General features: G+C 71.7%; 20 protein-coding genes. 16 read left to right on the top strand and 4 right to left on the bottom strand.

The genetic code is table 11. The features are described 5' to 3' along the window. The 4 genes from CW362_RS31535 to CW362_RS31520 all read left to right on the top strand — a co-directional run. Nucleotides 1–112 (top strand): excisionase family DNA-binding protein (locus tag CW362_RS31535; RefSeq protein WP_103553014.1); only part of this gene is annotated, 112 nt, incomplete at its 5' end. 142 nt (nucleotides 113–254) lie between these two features. Then, nucleotides 255–353, top strand: coding sequence for a 30S ribosomal protein bS22 (locus CW362_RS31530; RefSeq protein ID WP_003948845.1), 99 nt, complete (start codon nucleotides 255–257; stop codon nucleotides 351–353). A 440-nt stretch (nucleotides 354–793) separates the two neighbouring features. Beyond that, nucleotides 794–1,855, top strand: coding sequence for an NAD-dependent epimerase/dehydratase family protein (locus CW362_RS31525; protein ID WP_103553013.1), 1,062 nt, complete (start codon nucleotides 794–796; stop codon nucleotides 1,853–1,855). A gap of 14 nt (nucleotides 1,856–1,869) precedes the next feature. Next, a complete protein-coding gene (locus tag CW362_RS31520; protein ID WP_103553012.1) occupies nucleotides 1,870–2,922 on the top strand; it encodes a lysophospholipid acyltransferase family protein in 1,053 nt (350 codons plus the stop codon). A gap of 102 nt (nucleotides 2,923–3,024) precedes the next feature. Here the strand turns inward: CW362_RS31520 and CW362_RS31515 are convergent, their stop codons facing one another. The 3 genes from CW362_RS31515 to CW362_RS31505 all read right to left on the bottom strand — a co-directional run bounded on the left by CW362_RS31515 (nucleotide 3,025) and on the right by CW362_RS31505 (nucleotide 6,831). Further along, entirely contained in the window at nucleotides 3,025–4,257 is a 1,233-nt protein-coding gene (locus tag CW362_RS31515) for a DUF5667 domain-containing protein (RefSeq protein ID WP_103553011.1), read from the bottom strand. A 254-nt stretch (nucleotides 4,258–4,511) separates the two neighbouring features. Further along, entirely contained in the window at nucleotides 4,512–5,282 is a 771-nt protein-coding gene (locus CW362_RS31510) for an ECF subfamily RNA polymerase sigma factor, BldN family (protein ID WP_103553010.1), read from the bottom strand. Nucleotides 5,283–5,880: 598 nt separating this feature from the next. After that, nucleotides 5,881–6,831 carry an HAD family hydrolase gene (locus CW362_RS31505; protein ID WP_103553009.1) on the bottom strand — a complete coding sequence of 317 codons (951 nt, stop codon included), beginning with the start codon at nucleotides 6,829–6,831 and terminating at the stop codon, nucleotides 5,881–5,883. 139 nt (nucleotides 6,832–6,970) lie between these two features. Here CW362_RS31505 and CW362_RS31500 point away from each other — a divergent pair, with 139 nt between their 5' ends. The 9 genes from CW362_RS31500 to hemB all read left to right on the top strand — a co-directional run bounded on the left by CW362_RS31500 (nucleotide 6,971) and on the right by hemB (nucleotide 16,475). After that, complete coding sequence (locus tag CW362_RS31500; RefSeq protein ID WP_103553008.1) at nucleotides 6,971–7,270, top strand: glutaredoxin family protein; 300 nt, start codon at nucleotides 6,971–6,973, stop codon at nucleotides 7,268–7,270. 342 nt (nucleotides 7,271–7,612) lie between these two features. Then, on the top strand, nucleotides 7,613–8,374 hold the full coding sequence (locus tag CW362_RS31495) for a redox-sensing transcriptional repressor Rex (RefSeq protein WP_103553007.1): 762 nt from the start codon (nucleotides 7,613–7,615) through the stop codon (nucleotides 8,372–8,374). Then, entirely contained in the window at nucleotides 8,371–10,086 is a 1,716-nt protein-coding gene (locus CW362_RS31490; protein WP_103553006.1) for a glutamyl-tRNA reductase, read from the top strand. Before CW362_RS31495 ends, CW362_RS31490 begins: the two co-directional genes overlap by 4 nt. Further along, nucleotides 10,083–11,042: a hydroxymethylbilane synthase gene (gene hemC, locus CW362_RS31485; RefSeq protein ID WP_103553005.1), complete on the top strand. Its 960-nt coding sequence runs from the start codon at nucleotides 10,083–10,085 to the stop codon at nucleotides 11,040–11,042. Before CW362_RS31490 ends, hemC begins: the two co-directional genes overlap by 4 nt. Next, entirely contained in the window at nucleotides 11,039–12,742 is a 1,704-nt protein-coding gene (locus tag CW362_RS31480; protein WP_103553004.1) for a bifunctional uroporphyrinogen-III C-methyltransferase/uroporphyrinogen-III synthase, read from the top strand. Before hemC ends, CW362_RS31480 begins: the two co-directional genes overlap by 4 nt. A 168-nt stretch (nucleotides 12,743–12,910) precedes the next feature. Next, complete coding sequence (locus tag CW362_RS31475) at nucleotides 12,911–13,237, top strand: helix-turn-helix domain-containing protein (RefSeq protein ID WP_103553003.1); 327 nt, start codon at nucleotides 12,911–12,913, stop codon at nucleotides 13,235–13,237. 114 nt (nucleotides 13,238–13,351) lie between these two features. Then, nucleotides 13,352–14,203: a C39 family peptidase gene (locus CW362_RS31470; RefSeq protein WP_103553002.1), complete on the top strand. Its 852-nt coding sequence runs from the start codon at nucleotides 13,352–13,354 to the stop codon at nucleotides 14,201–14,203. Beyond that, nucleotides 14,197–15,405, top strand: coding sequence for a hypothetical protein (locus CW362_RS31465; protein WP_162684291.1), 1,209 nt, complete (start codon nucleotides 14,197–14,199; stop codon nucleotides 15,403–15,405). Before CW362_RS31470 ends, CW362_RS31465 begins: the two co-directional genes overlap by 7 nt. Nucleotides 15,406–15,482: 77 nt before the next feature. Next, entirely contained in the window at nucleotides 15,483–16,475 is a 993-nt protein-coding gene (gene hemB / locus CW362_RS31460) for a porphobilinogen synthase (RefSeq protein ID WP_103553000.1), read from the top strand. A gap of 42 nt (nucleotides 16,476–16,517) precedes the next feature. On the opposite strand, the gene CW362_RS31455 is transcribed toward hemB, so the two are convergent. After that, complete coding sequence (locus CW362_RS31455) at nucleotides 16,518–17,270, bottom strand: DUF4232 domain-containing protein (protein ID WP_103552999.1); 753 nt, start codon at nucleotides 17,268–17,270, stop codon at nucleotides 16,518–16,520. Nucleotides 17,271–17,500: 230 nt separating this feature from the next. Here CW362_RS31455 and CW362_RS31450 point away from each other — a divergent pair, with 230 nt between their 5' ends. The 3 genes from CW362_RS31450 to CW362_RS31440 all read left to right on the top strand — a co-directional run bounded on the left by CW362_RS31450 (nucleotide 17,501) and on the right by CW362_RS31440 (nucleotide 21,361). Next, a complete protein-coding gene (locus CW362_RS31450) occupies nucleotides 17,501–19,027 on the top strand; it encodes a helix-turn-helix domain-containing protein (RefSeq protein WP_206301106.1) in 1,527 nt (508 codons plus the stop codon). Nucleotides 19,028–19,102: 75 nt separating this feature from the next. Further along, nucleotides 19,103–20,005: an SAM-dependent methyltransferase gene (locus CW362_RS31445; protein ID WP_103552998.1), complete on the top strand. Its 903-nt coding sequence runs from the start codon at nucleotides 19,103–19,105 to the stop codon at nucleotides 20,003–20,005. A gap of 147 nt (nucleotides 20,006–20,152) precedes the next feature. Then, a complete protein-coding gene (locus CW362_RS31440; protein ID WP_103552997.1) occupies nucleotides 20,153–21,361 on the top strand; it encodes an aminotransferase-like domain-containing protein in 1,209 nt (402 codons plus the stop codon). The last annotated feature ends 28 nt before the right edge of the window (nucleotides 21,362–21,389 follow it).

The following is a 21,389-nucleotide window of genomic DNA, read 5'->3' as shown; positions in this document are numbered from 1 at the left end:
GGTGCACAGCGGTCATCTGCCGGCGATCCGGGTGGGGAGGTCCTTCCGGGTGCCGGAGCAAGCGGTTCACGAGTACCTCCGTGAGAGCTATGTGGGGGTGGAGACGGCCTGACGGCGTTCCGGGAGACCGTTCGTGATCTCCCGGAAACACCTCGATTACGACCTCAGCCCTCGGGCGGGTAGGCTGGCCCCTCATAGGTCGTGTGGGCCCATGCAGCCCAGCACCGAGTAAAGAGAAGTGAGCGAGGGTAGTCGTGGGCTCTGTTATCAAGAAGCGGCGCAAGCGGATGGCGAAGAAGAAGCACCGCAAGCTGCTCAAGCGCACTCGCGTTCAGCGTCGCAACAAGAAGTAAGCGACGCCGCGGAAACGCGTACTGTGGCCTCTCACCGGCTGGTGGGGGGCCACAGGCGTACCCCGGCCGTGACGGGTGCACCCGGCCGTGGAGGCCGCTCCAGGGAGTGGCGGAGGGCCGGGAGGGGGGTCCGCCGAGGCCCGGCGGACCGCCGGAGTCCGACGGAGGTCCCGGCCGGGGCGCCGTCGGGGCCGTCGGCACGGCGGTGGCCGAGAAGGAGCGTTCCGAAAGACCGCTCGACCGTCGAACATGTCCGGCCATGTGTGCCGCGTACGTCTGTGGGCCGAATGGCTGGGTCTGGTCGTACGTCCATGACTGTCGTCACTTCGTGCATCGGGCGGTCATCACAGTGCAACATCGACCCGCTAAGTTGGCCGCACACGGGGAACTCGGCAGGTTCGAGCGGAGCTACGTCCAGTTCTGGAAGGAAGGCGCTGATCTTGGGGAAGGTCGTGCTCGTGACCGGGGTGGCCCGGCAGCTGGGGGGCCGGTTCGTACGACGGATCCAGCGTGACCCGCAGGTGGACCGGGTGATCGCCGTGGACGCGGTGCCGCCCGAGCACCACATCGGCGGCGCCGACTTCGTGCAGGCCGACATCCGGCAGCCCACCGTCGCCCGGGTGCTCGCCGAGTACTCCGTCGACACGGTCGTCCACATGGACGTGACGGGCACGGCACTGGGCTCCGGCAGCCGGACCACGGTCAAGGAGACCAACGTCATCGGCACCATGCAGCTGCTCGGCGCCTGCCAGAAGTCCCCGACGGTCAAGCGGCTCGTCGTGAAGTCCAGTACGAACGTCTACGGCTCGGCCCCGCGCGACCCCGCCGTCTTCACCGAGACCACCTCGCCCAAGGCGCTGCCCAGCGGCGGCTTCGCGAAGGACACGACCGAGGTCGAGGGCTATGTGCGCGGCTTCGCGCGCCGCAGGCCCGATGTCGCCGTGTGCGTGCTGCGGTTCGCCAACATCCTCGGTCCGAGCGCGGACTCGCCGCTCGCCTCGTACTTCTCGCTGCCGGTGCTGCCGACGGTGTTCGGCTACGACCCCCGGCTCCAGTTCGTCCACGAGAGCGACGTCATCGAGGTCCTGCGGCTCGCCGCGCACGAGCCGCGGCGGGGCACGCTCAACAGTGGCACGTTCAACATCGCCGGCGACGGCGTGCTGCTGCTCTCGCAGTGCGCGCGGCGCCTGGGCCGGCCCACGGTCCCGCTGCTGCTGCCGGCCCTCAGCTGGGCCGGTACGGCCGTGCGTACCCTGGGGGTGACGGACTTCTCGCCGGAGCAGCTGCGGCTGCTCACGCACGGCAGGGTGGTCGCGACGGTCCAGATGCGCGAGACCCTGGGTTACCAGCCGAAGTACACGACGGCGGAGACCTTCGCGGACTTCGCCCAGAGCAGGGGTCCCGGACTCCTGCCCCCGGAGGCCCTCGCGGGGGCCGTGGACAGGATCGCCGCACTGCCCGTTCTGGGCGGCGGTCACCCCCCGACGCAGAGCGCCAACTGAGGAGCGCATCAACGATGGCGGACGCCAAGGTCATTCCGTTCGACGACGACCGCTCGCGCGGGGCCGCTGTACAGCGGCCGGCGAGGCGCCGGGCCGCGGGGAGCCGGCGCAAGGGTGAGCCCGTGGTCGTCCGCGAGGTCCAGCCCGTGCCCGGTCGGGCCCTCCCGCAGGATGATGTTCCCGTGACGCAGGAGGAACAGCCGGCCCCGGAGCCCAGGCCGGGCGGTACGAGCCTGGAGCGGCGCATCGCGGGGGGCCTGTCCTTCCTGCGGCGCAGGCTCACCGGTGACTACGAGATCGACGAGTTCGGGTACGACCAGGAGCTGACCGACCAGGTCCTGATGTCGCTGATCCGGCCGGTGTACGAGAAGTACTTCCGCGTCGAGGTGAAGGGCGTCGAGAACATCCCGTCCGACGGCGGTGCCCTGATCGTCGCCAACCACTCGGGCACCCTTCCGCTGGACGGCCTGATGATGCAGGTCGCCGTCCACGACAACCACCCCGCGAACCGTCATCTGCGGCTGCTCGCCGCCGACCTGGTGTTCATGCTGCCGGTCGTCAACGAGCTGGCCCGCAAGGCCGGTCACACGCTGGCCTGCTCGGAGGACGCGGAGCGGCTGCTGGAGCGCGGTGAACTGGTCGGGGTGATGCCGGAGGGCTTCAAGGGCATCGGCAAGCCGTTCAGCGAGCGCTACAAGCTCCAGCGGTTCGGCCGGGGCGGCTTCGTCTCCACGGCCCTGCGCGCGGGCACCCCGATCATTCCGTGCTCGATCGTCGGGGCGGAGGAGATCTACCCGATGATCGGCAACGCGAAGACCCTCGCGCGGCTGCTGGGCTTCCCGTACTTCCCGATCACCCCGACCTTCCCGTGGCTGGGTCCGCTCGGCGCGATCCCGCTGCCGACCAAGTGGACGATCCAGTTCGGCGAGCCGATCCGCACGGACGGCTACCCGCCGGAGGCGGCCGACGACCCGATGCTGATGTTCAACCTGACCGACCAGGTCAGGGAGCAGATCCAGCACACCTTGTACAAGCTGCTGGTGCAGCGCAGGTCCGTTTTCTTCTGATCATGCAGTTACGATTCTGTTGATCATGTCCTGATATGCCCGTACGCCGATGGGGCGCCCTCCTCGAGGAGGGCGCCCCATCGGCGTGTCGCGGTGGCCCGGTCAGTCGCTGTTCTGCGTGTCGATGCCGAGGCCCGGCAGGAGGCCGGGGAGCAGGGGCGGCAGGGTGACGTCGGGCTCGCTCGTCGTACCGCCCTTGCTGCTGGCGGTGGACGACGGGGTGGAGCTGCTGTCGTCCTGCGGCGGATCGAGCAGGCCGCCGGTGCCGCCGCCGAGCAGCCCCTCGGCGCTGCTGCTCGAACTGGACGGCTTGGGCTTGCCGCTGCTGTGGCCCGCGCCCGCGGAGCTGCTGCTGGCGCTGGGCGTCGGAGTGTCCGCACCGGGGGAGCCGGCGGTCTCCTCGCTCTTGCCCCGGTGCCGGCCGGTGCCCTCGGGGGCGGGCGTCCTGGGCAGCAGCGAGCGCAGCGGATCGACCTCTTCGTCTATGGCCTCGAAGACCGACGAGACCTGGTCACTGACGTCACCGAGTTGCACGGGAAGTCGGTCACGCAGTGCGCCCCAGGCCTCGCGGTGGGACTGGGAGAAGGCCGAGAGGGTCTGGATGGGACCGAGTGAGCCGTCCCGTTCGTACGCCTCGTGCAGCAGCCGGTGGCCCTCGGAGGCGTCGTGCTGCATGCCGGACAGGGCGCGGCGGATCTCGCCCAGGGACTCGTGGTCGAGGTGTCCCGAGCGGCCCCGCTCCATCAGCCGGCGGGCTTCGTTCAGGCGGGTCGAGGCCTGGTCGAGGTAGAGCTCGCCCCGGTCGCTGTCGCCGTCGGCCAGGCCCAGCTTGATGTCCTCCATGCCCCGTTTGAGCCCGTAGAGCGAGTCACCGGGCAGGGCGTCGGAACTCGCGGCGGCCACACCGCCGAAGGCTCCGGCGGCCACACCGACGGTGAGCCCGCCCGCGGCGAGCCCCTTGGACAGCCGGGACCGGGGCCGCAGCTTCCCCAGCCCGGTCGCCCGGTGCGAACCCTTGGCCCGATGGGACCGCTGCTCGGGCAGGGCGCGGTCCGGACCCTCGCCTCCGGCGGCGGTGCCTTCCTGCAGCATGGCCTCCATCGCGGCGACGAGCTGGGCTCGCTGCACGATCTTGACCTCGGGGTCCAGCTCCGGTACGGGCAGCTCGCCGAGACCGGTGGCGAGGGCCAACAGCAGCCCTTGCTCGGTCTGTTCCGCAGCAGCCCGGGACGGTGGCGACCCATCGGGCTGCTCGGCCGCCGTGCCCTGGTCGATCTCCTCCAGGGCCTGGGCGAAGGCGTTCGCCCGCCGGTGTGCCGATACGTTCGCGATCACTGGCGGCACCTCCTCTCGTCATGACGGTCGACTCCCCAGGGGGTCCTGAGGGTTGCACCCCCTGGCCGCACCCACACGATCGGGTGATCGGCGTCGGCCAAGGGGTGACCACAGGGAGCCTGTATCCCGCACAACGAGCGTCACGGCACCTTGGTTACGGACGACAGACATACGGCCCGTGAAGTCAACAGACTTTTACAGAAGGTGAGTTGGGCGTCGACGAGCGGGTGGGGTCCCGGTGGCCGGAAGCGGGCTCAGCGGACGTCGTCGGGCAGGAGCCGGGCCAGCGTACGGACGGCCCGGTACTGGAGGGTCTTGATGGCGCCCTCGTTCTTGCCCATCACCCGGGCGGTCTCGGCGACCGAGAGCCCTTGGAGGAAGCGGAGCGTCACGCACTCCTGCTGCTGGGGGTTGAGGCGCCGCACGGCGTCGAGCAGTGCGGCGTTCGACAGGGACTCCAGGACGGAGTCCTCGGGGGAGCGTTCGACCTCGTTGGCGTCGAGCATCTCGCCGGTGGTCACTTCCAGCCGGAAGCGGCTGGACTTGAAATGGTCGGCCACCAGGTTCCGGGCGATGGTCACGAGCCAGGCGCCGAAGTCGCGCCCCTGCCAGGTGAAGGTGCCGATCCGGCGCAGCGCCCGCAGAAAGGTCTCGCTGGTGAGGTCCTCCGCGGTCGCCTTGCCCCCCACCCGGTAGTAGATGTAGCGGTAGACGGTGTCGCTGTACTGGTCGTAGAGCCGTCCGAAGGCGTCGGCCTCGCCGGCCTGGGCGCGCTCCACGAGATCCATCATCCGGGCGCTGTCACTGTCCGCGGCCGGACGGCGTGCGGTGGTGGCCGAGCCCGAGCGGCCCCGCCTGCCGACCGTCGCGTTGCCGTCGGCCAGGGCGTAGCAGGGGCCGACGGGCGCGGGGAGGGCGAAGGCGGGGACGGCGTACGCGGTGGGGACGAAGCCGCGTAGACGGTCCAGGACCGTTGCGCGCAGCGTAGCCAGGCCCGAGGCGTCAACCCCGACGTGTGAGTACACGGGACTCCCAGAGGCAGAGCTTCCATCACGTGCAGTGCGGGACCTTTCACCCGTCGTAGCGACGGAGGGGTACCGGTTTGCGTCTGAGGAGAATAACGCTTCGTACAGGCAGCACTACACCCAGTTGCTAAAATCATCGATTACGACGCTTTTGGCATGGATCAGCGCCCGTTCAAGTACTGCCCGGTGACCACTTGTTGACCGGATCGGTTCGCGTTCCGTCTGAGTGCGGAGCGTGTTGTGCCCGCCTGCGGAGGGCGTGACTGAGTCACCCATGACATGGGTAGGACGATGTGATTGCCTGCACGGCAGACGGCCCCGTCCCAGCTCCGGACAGGTTTTCGCCCCCTCCGCCCCTGCCCGACCCGTACCGGGGACGCCGCCCCCGGACCCCGCTCCTCGAACGCCGGAGGGGCTGAAACTCACGTCGGTGAGGGGCTGCGCCCGAACCACGACGCACCCGCAGCCGGGTACGCACGCGAGGGGCCGTGCCGGTACATCGACGCCCGTCGCCACCGACGCCCACATCCCTGTCCGACGGCGACGGGCTGATGCCCCGGCACGGCCCCGCCCCACCCACCGGACCGAACCGCGAACGTCAGCGGCGGCGTCGGTGCAGCGCGATCGCGGCCGCCGTGCCACCGGCCACCGCGCCGACCCCGGCCGCGGCGGGAATCCCGACCTTCGCGGCCTTGCGCGCGGTGCGGTAGTCCCGCAGCCGCCAGTCGAAGTCCCGCGCGTGCTTGCGCAGTTTCGAGTCCGGGTTGATCGCGTACGGGTGTCCGACCAGCGAGAGCATCGGGATGTCGTTGTGCGAGTCGCTGTACGCCGCGCAGCGGGACAGGTCCAGGCTCTCCGCGGACGCCAGCGCCCGCACGGCCTCCGCCTTCGCCGGCCCGTGCAGCGGCTCCCCGACCAGTTTGCCGGTGTAGACGCCGTCCACCGACTCCGCGACCGTGCCGAGCGCGCCGGTCAGACCGAGCCGCCGCGCGATCACCGTGGCGATCTCCACCGGCGCCGCCGTGACGAGCCACACCTTCTGCCCGGCGTCCAGGTGCGCCTGGGCGAGCGCGCGGGTCCCGGGCCAGATCCGCTCGGCCATGTACTCGTCGTAGATCTCCTCGCCGATCGACATCAGCTCGGAGACCCGGTGGCCCTTCACGATCGACAGCGCGGAGTCACGCGCCTCCTGCATGTGCTCGGGGTCCTCGACCCCGGCCAGCCGGAACCACGCCTGCTGCCAGGCGAACTTCGCGAGGTCGCGGGTCTCGAAGAACTTCCGCTTGTACAGCCCGCGCCCGAAGTGGAAGAGAGCAGCACCTTGCATCACGGTGTTGTCGAGATCGAAGAACGCCGCGGCCCTGTCGTCGCCGAGCACCGGGAAGTCGGGTTCCTCCACGGCGTCCGGTGGTGCCAGTTCTTCCAGTTCTTCCAGTTCCTGCAGTTCCTGCGAGGACTTGCGCGCTGCCTCCGCCGAGGCCTCGCCTGCCAACACGCTCCGCGCGGTGGCGGAGCGCCTACGGGGAGTGAGCCATCCGAGAGCGGCCATGTCGTGAGCATAGCCAGTCCGTTCGGCACTTCCGGAGTCGACAGGATTCGGTGCTGTGAACTCTCCGCGGCCATGCCGTTAAACGACGAGTGCCCGAACGTGCCCGCCGGGGCGTCCGGGGCGGGGCGATGGCGGGAGAATGGCGTGCATGAGCCCCATGTTCCGGCGCAGCGACCGCCGTACGGAGAGCAAGGCGCCCGCGGAGCACCTGGTCACGCTGATCAGGAAGCCCGGGTGTCATCTGTGTGATGACGCACAGGAAGTGATCGAGAAGGTGTGTGCCGACCTCGGGGTCCCCTGGGAGGGGAAGGACATCACCGAGGACGAGGAGCTGCACCGCCAGTACTGGGAGCAGATCCCGGTGGTGCTGGTGGACGGCGCCCAGCACACCTTCTGGCGCGTGAACGAGGAACGCCTTCGCAAAGCCCTCGCGGGGTGAGCCGTGCCCGGCGGGGCCACGGGTGCTCGTGATGTATCCCGACTTGTGACCTGCCGGACCAGGGTGAGACGTCCGGAAAGTCGCCTAGGATCGACGGCGATTGGTCTCGGGGGCGGGATTCGTTGAGGAGAGTGTTCGGTTTTGCCCCCTTCAGGTGCGGAGCGGAGTCGTCCGCGCGCCGGTTGCACACGGGCGTGCCGGGCGCGCGTGACCCCGGTCACGTTGGCCGGGCAAATCGGACATCATCTTTGTGCACGCGTTCACAAAGACATAGCCTGCACCGGACGGGGCGGTCTGGGGACGTGTGACCGCCTGCAGCCCCGCTCTACCCGCAGGAGCACCGTGGCAACTGGCCGAACTCACCGACCGGCGACCCGCAGCCGAGGAATTCCCGAGGCCACCGTCGCCCGGCTTCCGCTGTACCTCCGAGCCCTCACCGCACTGTCGGAGCGCTCGGTGCCCACGGTCTCCTCCGAGGAGCTCGCGGCCGCAGCGGGGGTCAACTCCGCGAAGCTTCGCAAGGACTTCTCCTACCTCGGTTCCTACGGGACCCGTGGTGTGGGGTACGACGTCGAGTATCTCGTGTACCAGATCTCCCGCGAACTGGGCCTGACCCAGGACTGGCCGGTCGTGATCGTCGGTATCGGCAACCTCGGCGCGGCACTGGCCAATTACGGAGGGTTCGCCTCCCGTGGCTTCCGCGTGGCGGCGCTCATCGACGCCGACCCCGCGATGGCCGGCAAGCCCGTCGCCGGCATCCCGGTGCAGCACACGGACGACCTGGAAAAGATCATCGACGAGAACGGTGTCTCGATCGGTGTCATCGCCACCCCGGCCGGAGCCGCCCAGCCCGTCTGCGACCGCCTGGTCGCCGCCGGGGTCACCTCCATCCTGAACTTCGCGCCGACCGTCCTGTCCGTCCCGGACGGCGTCGACGTGCGCAAGGTCGACCTCTCCATCGAGCTGCAGATCCTCGCGTTCCACGAGCAGCGCAAGGCCGGCGAGGAGGCCGAGGCCCAGGCCGGTGCGGCCGCCGCCCCGGCCGAGCGGGGGAATGACGACAAAGGGCCCGACGGGGACGTTCCCGCGGTGATGCCGGCATGAGTCTCCTCGTCGTCGGGCTGAGCCACCGCAGCGCTCCGGTCAGCGTTCTCGAGAGGGCCGCGCTGTCCGCGGACGCGCAGGTCAAGCTGCTCCAGGACACCCTCGCCGCCGAACCGGCCGCCGAGGGCGCGGTGCTCGCCACCTGCAACCGCATCGAGCTGTACGCCGACGTGGACAAGTTCCACGCGGGCGTCGCCGAGCTGTCCACGCTCCTCGCCCAGCACAGCGGCGTCGGCCTGGAGGAGCTCACCCCCCACCTGTACGTGCACTACGAGGACCGGGCCGTCCACCACCTCTTCTCGGTGGCCTGCGGCCTGGACTCGATGGTCGTCGGCGAGGGCCAGATCCTCGGCCAGATCAAGGACGCGCTCGCCACCGCGCAGGAACTGCACACCGCGGGCCGCCTCCTGAACGACCTGTTCCAGCAGGCCCTGCGGGTCGGCAAGCGCGCCCACTCCGAGACCGGCATCGACCGCGCCGGACAGTCCCTGGTCACCTTCGGCCTGGAGCAGCTGTCCGCCGGACGGCCCGTCGAGGCCTGGGCCAAGGACAAGAAGGCCCTCGTCATCGGCGCGGGCTCGATGTCCTCGCTGGCCGCCGCGACGCTCGCGCGCGTCGGTGTCGGCGAGATCGTGATCGCCAACCGCACCCCCGACCGCGCCGAGCGCCTCGCCGAGATCCTCATGGGCGGCGACGACACGGACGTGCTGGCCCGCGCGGTACCGATGGACTCGGTGCCGGTCGAGCTGACACGTGCCGACATCGCCGTCTCGTGCACCGGTGCGACCGGACTCGTCCTGACGGCCGGGACCGTCGCCGCCGCCGTCGAAGGACGCACGGGAACGCCCGCGGCCCTGCGTGAGACGGCGGCCGGCCCGGCCGGTCACCTCGCTCCCGCCGACGCCTGCGGTGACGACGCCTGCCCGCTGGACCTGTCCGCCGTGCAGGGCGCCACCGGGTTCTCCGTCATGGGCGAGGCGGCCGTCGCCGGCATGGACGCCGCCACCCTGGAGCAGCACGCGGCCTGGGTGGACAAGGGCACCGGGACCGTCGAGCGCCGCGACGGCCGTCGTACGCCCGGCGAGGAGGCCGAGGCCGACGCCGAGGTGATCGCCGCGCTGGCCGCCACCGCCGCCGGCCTCGGCCGCATCCCCGAGCGCCGGAGGCCCGAGCCCGTCGCCGAGGCACCCCGCCCCGCGCCCGTGCTCGCGCTGCTCGACCTCGCGATGCCCCGTGACATCGACGCGGCCGTGCACCGGCTGCTCGGTGTACGGTTCGTCGACCTGGAGACGCTCGCCGAGGCCTCCGCGGACGCGCCGATGGCCGCCGACGTGGACCAGGTGCGCCGGATCGTCTCCGACGAGGTGGCCGCGTTCGGCGCCGCCCAGCGGGCCGCGCACATCACCCCGACCGTCGTGGCGCTGCGCGCGATGGCCGCCGACGTCGTCGCGAACGAGATCGCGCGGCTGGACGGACGGCTGCCGGACCTCGACGACAAGCAGCGCGGCGAGATCACCCAGACCGTGCGGCGCGTCGTCGACAAGCTGCTGCACGCGCCGACCGTACGGGTCAAGCAGCTCGCCGCCGAGCCCGGCGGCGCCGGGTACGCGGACGCGCTGCGGACCCTGTTCGACCTGGACCCGGAGACGGTCGCCGCCGTCTCGCGGGCCGAGAACAACACCGAGAACGCCAAGAACCGAGGGCGAGCATGAGTGAGCAGGCTTTGAGGCTCGGGACCAGGCGCAGCAAACTCGCCATGGCCCAGTCCGGGCAGGTGGCGGAAGCCGTGAGCCGGGTGACGGGACGGCCCGTCGAGCTCGTGGAGATCACGACGTACGGCGACGTCTCCCGCGAGCACCTCGCGCAGATCGGCGGCACGGGTGTCTTCGTGACCGCGCTGCGGGAGGCCCTGGTGCGCGGGGAGGTCGACTTCGCCGTGCACTCCCTCAAGGATCTTCCGACCGCGCAGCCCGAGGACCTCGCGCTGGCGGCCGTGCCGGTGCGCGAGGACGTCCGTGACGTGCTCGTGGCCCGCGACGGACTGACCTTCGAGCAGCTGCCGGACGGCGCCCGCGTCGGTACCGGCTCGCCGCGCCGCATGGCGCAGCTGAACGCCTACGCGCGCGGCCACGGCATGACGATCGAGACGGTCGCCATCCGGGGCAACGTCGACACCCGGATCGGGTACGTCCACGCCGGGGAGCTCGACGCCGTCGTGCTCGCCGCCGCCGGACTCAACCGGCTCGGCAGGATCGAGGAGGTCACCGACTTCCTGTCGGCCGACACCGTTCTGCCCGCCCCCGGCCAGGGGGCCCTGGCGATCGAGTGTGCCGCGGCAAACGCGGACCTCGTCGCCGCGCTCGCCGAGCTCGACGACCCGTTCACCCGGGCCGCCGTGACCGCCGAGCGATCCCTGCTCGCGGCCCTGGAGGCCGGCTGTAGCGCTCCCGTGGGCGCGTACGCCGATCTTCTGGCCGACGGGCAGACTGTCAAGGAGATGCGCCTGCGCGGCGTCGTCGGCACGACCGACGGCTCGACGCTGGTGCAGCTGTCCACCACCGGTCCCGTGCCCGAGACGCATGACCAGGCGATGTCGCTCGGCCGTGAACTCGCCGTCGAGATGCTTGCCAAGGGCGCGGCCGGTCTGATGGGGGAGCGAGCACTGTGAGCCCCACCAACCTTCCCACCAAGCCGGTCCACGGGCACGTCACCTTCCTGGGTGCCGGACCCGGAGATCCAGGGCTGCTGACACTGCGCGCCGTGGAGGCGCTGGCGAACGCGGACGTCCTCGTCGCCGAGCACGACGTGCTCGACGTAGTGCGTGTTCATGCCAGACAAGGCGTCGCCGTCCTGAACACGGATCCGGACACTTCGCCGGTTCCGTACCCGGGCACAGGCACGCCTCAGCTGACGGTCGTTGACGGCGCGTCGACGACCGTTGGTGACCCCGCGTCGAGGGACGCCGCCAATCTTGTCATGACGGCCGCACGGGGCGGCAAGCGGGTCGTGCGTGCCGTGTCCGGGGACCCGGGACTTGATACGTACGCGGCCGAGGAAATGCTCGCCTGCGTCGCCGCGGGTGTTCCGTTCGAGGTCGTGCCCGGCATCGCCGCCGCCGTCGGTGTGCCCGCCTACGCGGGTGTTCCGCTGCGCGACGCCCAGGGCGCGGACGTCCGGTTCGTCGACGCGCGGACCGCCTCGAACCGCTGCTGGACCGAGGTCGGCGCCTCCGACGGCACCGTCGTGGTGTCGGCGACGCTCGACTCGGTGGCCGCGGCAGCCGGTGAGCTGGTGGCCTCCGGCCGCAAGCCCGACACCCCGATGTCGGTGACGATCGCCGGTACGACGACCCGCCAGCGCACCTGGTCGGCCACGCTCGGCACGATCGCGCAGACGCTGAAGCAGGCGAAGGTGCTGCCGTCCCCGGACGGCGGCCGCCCGGTGATAGCCGTGGTCGGTGAGCGTTCCGCCGCCGCCCAGCGCGACCAGTTGTCGTGGTTCGAGTCCAAGCCGCTGTTCGGCTGGAAGGTGCTCGTGCCGCGCACGAAGGAGCAGGCGGCGTCGCTCTCCGACCAGCTTCGCTCGTACGGGGCCGTGCCCTACGAGGTGCCGACGATCGCCGTCGAGCCCCCGCGCACGCCCCAGCAGATGGAGCGCGCGGTCAAGGGCCTGGTGACGGGCCGCTACGAGTGGATCGCCTTCACCTCGGTCAACGCCGTCAAGGCGGTCCGGGAGAAGTTCGAGGAGTACGGCCTCGACGCGCGCGCCTTCGCGGGCATCAAGGTCGCCGCGGTGGGCGAGCAGACCGCGAACGCGCTCGTCGCCTTCGGCGTGAAGCCGGACCTCGTGCCGAGCGGCGAGCAGTCGGCCGCGGGCCTGCTGGAGGACTGGCCGCCCTACGACCCGGTCTTCGACCCGATCGACCGCGTCTTCCTGCCGCGGGCCGACATCGCCACGGAGACCCTCGTCGCCGGGCTGATCGAGCTGGGCTGGGAGGTCGACGACGTCACGGCGTACCGCACCGTGCGCGCGTCGCCGCCGCCGGCGGACACCCGTGAGGCGATCAAGGGCGGCGGCTTCGACGCGGTCCTGTTCACCTCGTCGTCGACCGTGCGGAACCTGGTCGGCATCGCCGGCAAGCCGCACAACGTGACGGTGATCGCCTGCATCGGCCCCGCGACGGCCAAGACGGCCGAGGAGCACGGGCTGCGGGTCGACGTGATGGCTCCCGAGCCCTCGGTGCACAAGCTGGCGGAGGCACTGGCCGAGTTCGGCCTGCGCCGCCGTGCGGCGGCACTGGACGCCGGTGACCCGGTGACCCGCCCGAGCGAGCGCCGTCCGGGCTCGCGCAGGCGCCGGACGACCTGACACGGGTGAGAACGCCCCGCCGTCCCTCACGGGGACGGCGGGGCGTTCTTCGTCGTGCGGCCGGTCGGACGGACGGGGGAAAGCGGCCCAGGCGCCCGGGGTGTCAGGGCCGGAAAATCATCCTTTGTGCTCACGGCTTCTCCGTTATCTTCTCGGTATGTCCATGCCATGGGACGGGAAGGGATGCACGTGGGTGACGGAGGGCTGTCGTGCCCGACGCCGGGGGCCTCGCCGGGGGTGCCGGGTCTCGAGGGAGTGGTCGCGGACCACCGTCAGAGGGCGCGTCTCCTGCCGCGCCTCAGTCCGCGCCAACGACAGGTCGCCGAGCTGGTGGCGGGCGGGCTGTCCGACCCGGAGATCGCCGGAACGCTCTTCATCACCCCGCGCACGGTGCGGGCCCATGTCGCGGGCGTCCTGCGGCACCTGGAGGCAACCAGCCGGGTGGAGATCGCCTGTGCCGTCGTTCTTGCTCAAGTGGGCGGATTCCTAGGCTAGTTACCGACAGGTAACTGGCTGGTGAGCCAATTGCGGAGCCTGGGCGCGGGCGCGTTCACTCTCTCTTGACCTAGATCAACATTTGTTGATCGAAAACCGAGGGGGAACCTCACCATGATGCCCGCAACCCACCAGCACGCCTCGCCCGCGGGGAAGCGCCGCCGCCGTCTCGCCATCTCCTGCGCCCTGGCCGCCACCCTGCTGAGCGCCGGCCTCGCGACCGGCCCGGCGTTCGCCGCCGACGACGCCGACGGCCCCGATGACACCGACCTGGCGGCCACGGAGATGGCCACCACGGACTCGATCTCCGGCGCTCTCGTGGACGATGCCGGTGAAGCCGACTCCGGAAGCATGCCCTGGGCCAAGGCGGCCGAGCTGGCGAAGGCCGAGGCCGTCCTGTCGGCCGACGACGGCGACCCCGACGCCGCCGTGGCCGCCTCCGTCACCTACCACACCGTCAGCATCACCACCCAGATGCAGCAGAAGTCCTACTGGTGCGGCCCCGCCGCCGGACGCGCGGCCCTCACGGGATTCGGCGTGACCAAGGCGCAGTCGACGCTGGCCGGCGACATGAGGACCAACAGCCACGGCACGTACGCCTCGAAGATCCCGGCCGCGCTGAACAAGTACCAGAACCGGAACAACTACTGGGACTCGAAGACCACGAGCAGCGCGCTGAACCTCTTCGGCACGGTCCAGGTCAACGTGGGCGGCAGGTACAAGGCTCCCCTGGTCCCGCTGGTGCAGGGCCACTCCCTGCCCCTGTGGAGCCGCAACAACTACCACGGCCTGCACTTCATCACCCTGTACGGGTACGGCAGCGACGGTGTCACGCTGAAGTACTTCGACCCGGTCGACGCGAACGCCCTCTACGGCCGTCACTCGGTCAACAGGAAGTACGTGTACGCAGCCATGAACGCCCGCTACGGCGGAGACGCCAAGGCTGACAACGAGCTGGTGTGGTAGTGACCCTGCGCTCACGGCTGGTGCCGCTGCTGTGCGCAGCGGCGGCACTGCTGTCGTCGGGATGCGACAGCGGCGCGGCGGCGGCCGGAGGCCCGGCCGCGCCCACGGCGTCGGGGGCCTCCCTGAGCCTGAAGGAGGTCTCCCCGACGCCGCGGGCGCTGGCGAAATTCCGGCCCGACAGGACCCTCGGCATGCCCGGCGGCTGGAACACCGACGGCTCCGGCGTGGTCGGCTCCGGGAAGGACCTCGCCTTCCAGGTCACTCCTCCCGCCAAGGGGGCGTCCGGCGGCGGGGCGAGCGAGACCTGGGTCGTGGACTCCGGCAGCGGCCGGGTGCGCCGCTTCCCGCAGATCGACCCCCACTGGGCTCCGAGCGGCATCGCCCTGGGGGCGGGCCGGCTGCTGCGGGTGGAGAGCCGGCAGCTCGACGGCACGGCCTGCGGCGAGGCGGCGGGCGCGACCGCGGACTGCTTCAGCTGGCGCCTGTACGACCAGTCCCTGTCCTCGTCCTCGTCGAAGCCGCGCCTGCTCGCGAGGTCGGCTCACCCGGGGCACCAGAGCAGGGTTCCCCACCCGCTGGCCGACGGCAGGTCCTTCGTGTGGGAGCAGGGGACGGCCGGCAAGAAGTTCGGTCTCTTCCGCTGGGTTCCGGGCACCGCCAGACCGGTGCGGCTGCTGACCCGCTCGTCCCTGGGCCAGCTCGACGTGGACGGCGGCACGCTGTACCTCACCGAGGGCAGGCTCGCGGCCGACGGCGCGCAGAGCGTCCGCACCACCTACCGCGTCGACACCCGGCAGCCGGTGGCCGCCCGGCAGGTGGCCCGGTTCACCGGCAGCGGGAGCTTCGCCGTCCACGGCGGGCGCATCGCGTACTTCCCGCACTCCGACGAGGAGAGGGGAAGGGTCCGGATCCTGACGCTCGACGGCAAAACCGCGCCGGTCGACGTGGGCGCCCCGCTGCGGGGTTTCTACACGGTCGACTGGATCAGCGGGGACCGCCTCGTCACCTGGGCCATCAGCGGATATGCCCTGACCGATCTGAAGCACCCCCGCACGTCCGCCGTCTTCAGCCCCGACGCGGTCGGCCTGGGAGTGCCGAGGACCTCCGGCAACACGTTGTACGTCGTCTACGACCCCTACCAGTTCGCGCAGTCCAGGGGAGCGAAGCCGACGGTCGTCGCCTGGCGGCACTTCCCGTCCTGAGGCGTCGTACGTCCGCCGGACCCGGCCCGACTGAGCGTCGGCAAAGGCACGGGTCCGGCGGGCGTAGCGTAGAGCGCATGACGAAGTACGGATCCTTCCCCGGTACGCGTCCCCGGCGGCTGCGCACCACGCCCGCCATGCGCCGGATGGTCGCCGAGACCCGGCTGCACCCGGCCGACTTCATCCTCCCCGCGTTCGTCCGCGAGGGCGTGAGCGAGCCGGTGCCGATCGGCTCGATGCCCGGCGTCGTGCAGCACACGCGGGACAGCCTGAAGAAGGCCGCCGTGGAGGCGCTGGAGGCCGGGGTCTCCGGGATCATGCTGTTCGGGGTTCCCGAGGAGTCGAAGAAGGACGCCCTCGGGACGCCCGGCACCGACCCGGACGGGATCCTCCAGGTCGCCCTGCGCGACGTGCGCGCCGAGGTCGGCGACGAGCTGCTCGTGATGTCCGACCTGTGCCTGGACGAGACCACCGACCACGGGCACTGCGGTGTGCTCGACGAGCAGGGCCGCGTCGACAACGACGCGACCCTGGAGCGGTACGCCGAGATGGCGCAGGTGCAGGCCGACGCGGGCGCCCATGTCGTGGGCCCCAGCGGGATGATGGACGGTCAGATCGGCGTCGTCCGGGACGCCCTCGACCAGATCGGCCGCGAGGACGTCTCGATCCTCGCCTACACCGTCAAGTACTCCTCCGCCTTCTTCGGCCCCTTCCGGGAGGCCGTCGCCTCCTCGCTCAAGGGCGACCGCAAGACGTACCAGCAGGACCCGGCGAACGCGCGGGAGGCCCTGCGGGAGCTGGCGCTCGACCTGGAGGAGGGGGCCGACATGGTGATGGTGAAGCCCGCCGGCCCCTACCTCGACATCCTCGCGAAGGTCGCCGACGCGGTCGACGTGCCGGTCGCCGCGTACCAGATCTCCGGCGAGTACGCGATGGTCGAGGCCGCCGCGGAGCGGGGCTGGATCGACCGGGACAAGGCGATCATGGAGACGCTGACCGGCATCAAGCGCGCCGGCGCGCAGAACATCCTCACGTACTGGGCGACCGAGGCGGCCCGGAAGCTGCGCTGACAGCGGGCCGGTTCCGGCGGTCTCCGCCGGAACCGGCCTCGCTCAGTACCCGAGCGCGTCGTCCAGGCTCTGCTGCCAGTACGTCACCGTGAGGCGGTCGTCGACGTGGACGCCCTTCGCGGGCAGGGCCGGGGTCGCCCCGCGGCCCTTGTCGAAGCCGACCTCCAGGGTCTTGGCCGTGTAGCCGTTGCCCCCGCTGCCGTCGGCGGCCGACAGCAGCACACCCGCGTAGCCGGATTCTCCGGGCGCGAGGGTGACGACCGCCTGCGGGTGGGTCTCCTCCGCGACCGGCGGAACGGACTGGGCCTCGCCGAAGCGGGCGATCGGATAGCCCGTCAGGTCGCAGTTGCGCGTACCGGTGTTGGTGACGGTGAGCAGCAGGTGGTTGAGCGGACGGGACACGACGGTCGCCGTGGTCCTGGTGTCGGAGCCGTCGCAGGCCACGTTCCTGGTGCCGGTCCGTGCGGGCGAGCCCCCCTTGGAACCGGCGCCGTCCTTTCCGGCCGATCCGCCCGTGGCACCCCCGGTGGAGCCGGTGCCGGAGCCGCTTCCCTTCGCGTGCGAACGGCCTGCCGAGCCACCGGTGCCGGTGCCGGTGTCCGCGGGCTTCGCCGTCGTCCCTCCGCCGGCCGTCGGCGATGCCGGCCGTGCCGAGGACCCGGACGCGGTGGACGAGCCCCCGCCCGGACCCTCGCTGCGTACGCCCTTGCCGTTGTCGCACGCCGAGAGGGCGAGCGCTGCGAGCGCGACCGTCGTGGCGGCGAGCAGTCGGGTGCGGGTGGTGCGTGCGGACATGGTTGATCCCCCTGTGGATGTCGCTGTGGGTGTGGGTGCGGATGTGAGTGGCCTGATGGAGCGGCCGCCCGGCCGGCCGGGGAGGGCGGCGTGCTTGGATGGCCACAGCTTGGGCGGTGATCCGTCCCGGCCGCCACGACCGGCGGCGGATACGGGACGCCGGAACGGCTGAATGGGGTCTGACCTGGGGGAACGGTATGCCCCTGGAACACCGGCCCGGAACACGGGGAATGGGGGAACGGGTGGCGGGGAACGACTTCGCGGGCTTACTGGGGGAGCTGAAGCAGCGGTCCGGGCTCAGTTACGGGGTGCTCGCCAAACGGCTGCACGTGAGTACGTCCACGTTGCACCGGTACGTCAACGGGGATGCCGTACCGACGGATTACGCGCCGGTGGAGCGGCTCGCGCGCGCGTGCCGGGCCACTCCCGAGGAGCTGGTGGAGCTGCACCGCCGGTGGATCCTCGCGGACGCGCTGCGGGGGCAGGCGAACGGGGCCGAGGCGAGTCGGACCGAGGAGAGTCGGACCGGGGCGAACGGGTCCGGGGCGAACGGGTCCGGGGAGGACCGGGCCGGGAAGGACGAGGCTCCGGGCGGCTCCTCCGGGGTGGCCGACGAGTCCGGCGGCGGGGCGGCGGACGTGCCGGGTTCCGGGAACGGGAACGGGCGGGGGAGCGGGTCCGGGAACGGGCAGGAGGACAGGTTCGTTTCCGGGTCCGGGAACGGGCAGGAGGGTGGTACCGGGGACGTGGCCGGGACCGGTACCGGGAGCGGGTCCGGTACCGGGCGGGAGCCGGGGCGCGGCGCCGCCGCTTCGGTGCCGGTGCGGTGGAGCCGCCGGGCCGTGGTGCTCGCCGGAGCCGGGGCCGTCGTGGCGGCCGCGGTCGTGTCCACCGCGCTGACCGTGCGGTTCGGGCCCGGTGACGGTGAGGACGACGCGAAGGGGAAGGCCGCCGCCCTCGGCGCCCCGTCCGCCCCGGGTGCGAGCCGGACCGGTGCGACACCCGGCACGCGTCACGGGTCCGCCTCGGCCTCCCCGTCGCACGACGCCAGCCCCCGGCCGACCGGTTCGACGACCGCCGGGGCCGTCGACGAGCACGGAGCGGCCGACGACAGGGCGGCCGACGACGGCGCGGCCGGCAGGGGCGAGGAAGGGGCCGGAGCGCCGACCGTCGTGGCGAACGCGTACAAGTGGGACAGCCCGTGCAGCCAGCACTACCTGGTGAACCGGGACGCCCCACAGGTGCCTCCGCCGCCGTCGAACGAGTCGGACGCCCGGGGCTGGGTCACCGCGCTCGGCGGGGTCGCGAGCGGTGAGCAGATGGTCGCGCTGACGGTCCAGGGCACCGGCAGGGCGACCGTCGTCCTGGAGGCGCTGCACGTGCGGGTGGTGCAGAAGGGGGCGCCGCTCGCCTGGAACGACTACGCGATGGGCGTGGGCTGCGGCGGCAATGTGGAGACGAAGTCCTTCACCGTGGACCTCGACGCGGGGAGCCCCGCGACCGGGCTCAAGGGCGGACAGCGGGACTTCCCGTACAAGGTCAGCGAGTCGGATCCCGAGGTCTTCTACGTGTTCGCCGACGCGCGGGCGCACGACGTGAGCTGGTACCTGGAGATCGACTGGTCCAGCGGGACCAGGAGCGGCACGGTGCGCGTCGACGACCACGGCAAGCCGTTCCGTACGAGCGGGAACGTGGGACGGCCCGCGTACGACCATCCGCTCGGCAGCAGTGAATGGGGACCGGCTGCCACCGGGTGATGACGGCACCATCAAGTCCCTTCAGGGGCTAGGTTGTTGGCCGTCAGGTGACGCGACCCTCCAGGGAGATGCCCGATGCCCGGTGACGCCCTCAGCCAGGATCCCGCCGAGCTGAGAAGGAGGATCGACACCACCCGGGCGCACCCCGCCCGGGTCTACGACGTCTTCCTCGGCGGCAAGGACAACTACCCCGTCGACCGGAACGCGGCCGCCGCCGCGCTCGCCGCGAACCCGCGCGGCTACCTCGACGTCCGGCACAACCGCGACTTCCTGCGCCGCGCCGTGACCGCGCTGGCGGCGGAGGGCGGCGTCCGGCAGTTCCTGGACATCGGCACCGGACTGCCCACGCAGGAGAACGTCCACCAGATCGCCCAGCGGATCACCCCGGACGCGCGGGTCGTGTACGTCGACAACGACCCCGTGGTCCTGGCCCACGCGCGCGCCCTGCTCACCAGCGGCCCCGAAGGCCGCACAGACTACATCGACGCCGACCTCAAGGAGCCCAAGCGGATCCTCGAGCAGGCCGCCGAGACGCTCGACTTCGAGCGGCCCGTCGCCCTCGTCCTCGTAGCCGTCCTGCACTTCGTCGAGGACGCGGAGGCCTACCCGATCGTGCGCGGGCTCGTCGACGCGCTGCCGTCCGGCAGCCGGGTCGTCATCAGCCACCTCACCGAGGACCTGAACGCCGAGAGCATCCGCGCCGTCCAACGGACCTTCACCGAGCGGGGGTTCACCTTCGTCCTGCGCTCCAGGGCCGAGGTCGAGCGCTTCTTCACCGACAACGGCCTGGTCCTGGACGAACCCGGTGTCGTCCCCGCCCACCGCTGGCGCCCCGACGGCAGCACCCCGACCCCCGAGGTCGCCGACCCCGCCTTCCTGGCCACGCTCGACGACATCGACAAGGTCCGCTACCTCGGCATCGACGACGTCACGGACGCGGACATCAACATCTACGCCGCCACGGGCGTCAAACCGTAGATCCCATAGGTGAGTTGCCGTCGCGTCCGCATCCCGGAATCGACGTGTGTAGACGCCATGCAACCGCCTAGGGTGCGGTCAGGGGCGGCCCCGGCACGACGGGGCCGCCCGCGAAGACGCCGCCCGCAAGGACAAGGAGCCGTCACCGTGACCGTCACCGAAACCGCCGCCACGACCGCACCCGTGCCCCCGCTCGCCGCGAGGGCCACCGCGATCGGCGGTTCGCCGGTACGGGACATCCTCGCGGTCACCGCCCGCCCCGAGGTGATCAACTTCGCGGGCGGACTGCCGGCTCCGGAACTGTTCGACGCGGACGGCATCGCGGCCGCCTACCGGGACGTCCTCGCCGAGGACCCCGGACGCGCCCTGCAATACTCGACGACCGAGGGCGAACCGGCGCTGCGGGCGGCCCTCGCCGACCGCACGAGCGCCCGCGGACTGCCGACCGGACCCGACGACGTCCTCGTCACCACCGGTTCGCAGCAGGCCCTTTCGCTGCTCGCCACCGCCCTGCTCGAACCCGGTGACACCGTCCTGGTCGAAAGCCCCTGCTACCTGGCGGCACTCCAGGCGTTCGCCTTCGCCGGGGCGCGCGTGGTGGCCGTGCCGGGCGACGACGAGGGCATCGACCCCGAGGCCCTCGGCGAACTGGTGGTCCGGGAGCGCCCGAAGCTGCTCTACACCGTGCCCACCTTCCAGAACCCGACCGGACGCACCCTGTCGGCCGACAGGCGGGCCGCCGTCGCCCGCGCCGCCGCCGCGCACGGCCTGTGGATCGTCGAGGACGACCCGTACGGAGAGCTGCGCTTCGAGGGCGAGCGGGTCCCGTGGATCGCCTCCCACGACGGCGCCGGGGACCGGACGGTCCTCCTCGGCTCCTTCTCCAAGGTGATGGCGCCCGGCATGCGGCTGGGCTGGCTGCGCGCGCCCGCGGCACTGCGGCGCGCGTGCGCCGTCGCCAAGCAGGCCGCCGACCTGCACACCCCCACCGTCAACCAGCTCGCCGCCGCCCGCTACCTGGCCGACCGCGACCTGGACGCCCACGTGGCGAAGGTCGCGGCCGTCTACCGCGAACGGCGCGACGCCATGCTCGCCGGCATCGCCGCCGCCCTCCCTGACGGATCCACCTGGACCCGCCCGGAAGGCGGCATGTTCCTCTGGGCCCGCCTGCCCGAGCGGTACGACACCACGGCCCTGCTCCGCCCGGCGGTGGACCGGGGCGTGGCCTACGTCCCCGGCGCGCCCTTCTACGCGGGCACACCGGAGACGTCGACCCTGCGCCTGTGCTTCGTCACCCAGACCCCGGCCGAGATCGCCGAGGGGCTGCGGAGGCTGGGGACGGGACTGCGGGGGTAGGGGCCCCGCCCGGCGGGCCGGAGGAACG

Source organism: Streptomyces populi (genome assembly GCF_002911015.1).
GTDB lineage: Bacteria > Actinomycetota > Actinomycetes > Streptomycetales > Streptomycetaceae > Streptomyces > Streptomyces populi.
Note: the sequence above shows the minus strand (reverse complement) of the source record. Positions and strands in the feature narration are given on the sequence as shown.

Excerpts from the sequence above, each read along its gene's own strand:
- CW362_RS31520 (WP_103553012.1), top strand. The coding sequence starts at position 1,870 with ATGGCGGACGCCAAGGTCATTCCGTTCGACGACGACCGCTCGCGCGGG.
- CW362_RS31505 (WP_103553009.1), bottom strand. The coding sequence starts at position 6,831 with ATGGCCGCTCTCGGATGGCTCACTCCCCGTAGGCGCTCCGCCACCGCG.
- CW362_RS31500 (WP_103553008.1), top strand. The coding sequence starts at position 6,971 with ATGGCGTGCATGAGCCCCATGTTCCGGCGCAGCGACCGCCGTACGGAG.
- CW362_RS31490 (WP_103553006.1), top strand. The coding sequence starts at position 8,371 with ATGAGTCTCCTCGTCGTCGGGCTGAGCCACCGCAGCGCTCCGGTCAGC.
- hemC (WP_103553005.1), top strand. The coding sequence starts at position 10,083 with ATGAGTGAGCAGGCTTTGAGGCTCGGGACCAGGCGCAGCAAACTCGCC.
- CW362_RS31475 (WP_103553003.1), top strand. The coding sequence starts at position 12,911 with ATGGGACGGGAAGGGATGCACGTGGGTGACGGAGGGCTGTCGTGCCCG.
- CW362_RS31470 (WP_103553002.1), top strand. The coding sequence starts at position 13,352 with ATGATGCCCGCAACCCACCAGCACGCCTCGCCCGCGGGGAAGCGCCGC.
- hemB (WP_103553000.1), top strand. The coding sequence starts at position 15,483 with ATGACGAAGTACGGATCCTTCCCCGGTACGCGTCCCCGGCGGCTGCGC.
- CW362_RS31455 (WP_103552999.1), bottom strand. The coding sequence starts at position 17,270 with ATGTCCGCACGCACCACCCGCACCCGACTGCTCGCCGCCACGACGGTC.
- CW362_RS31450 (WP_206301106.1), top strand. The coding sequence starts at position 17,501 with ATGGGGGAACGGGTGGCGGGGAACGACTTCGCGGGCTTACTGGGGGAG.
- CW362_RS31445 (WP_103552998.1), top strand. The coding sequence starts at position 19,103 with ATGCCCGGTGACGCCCTCAGCCAGGATCCCGCCGAGCTGAGAAGGAGG.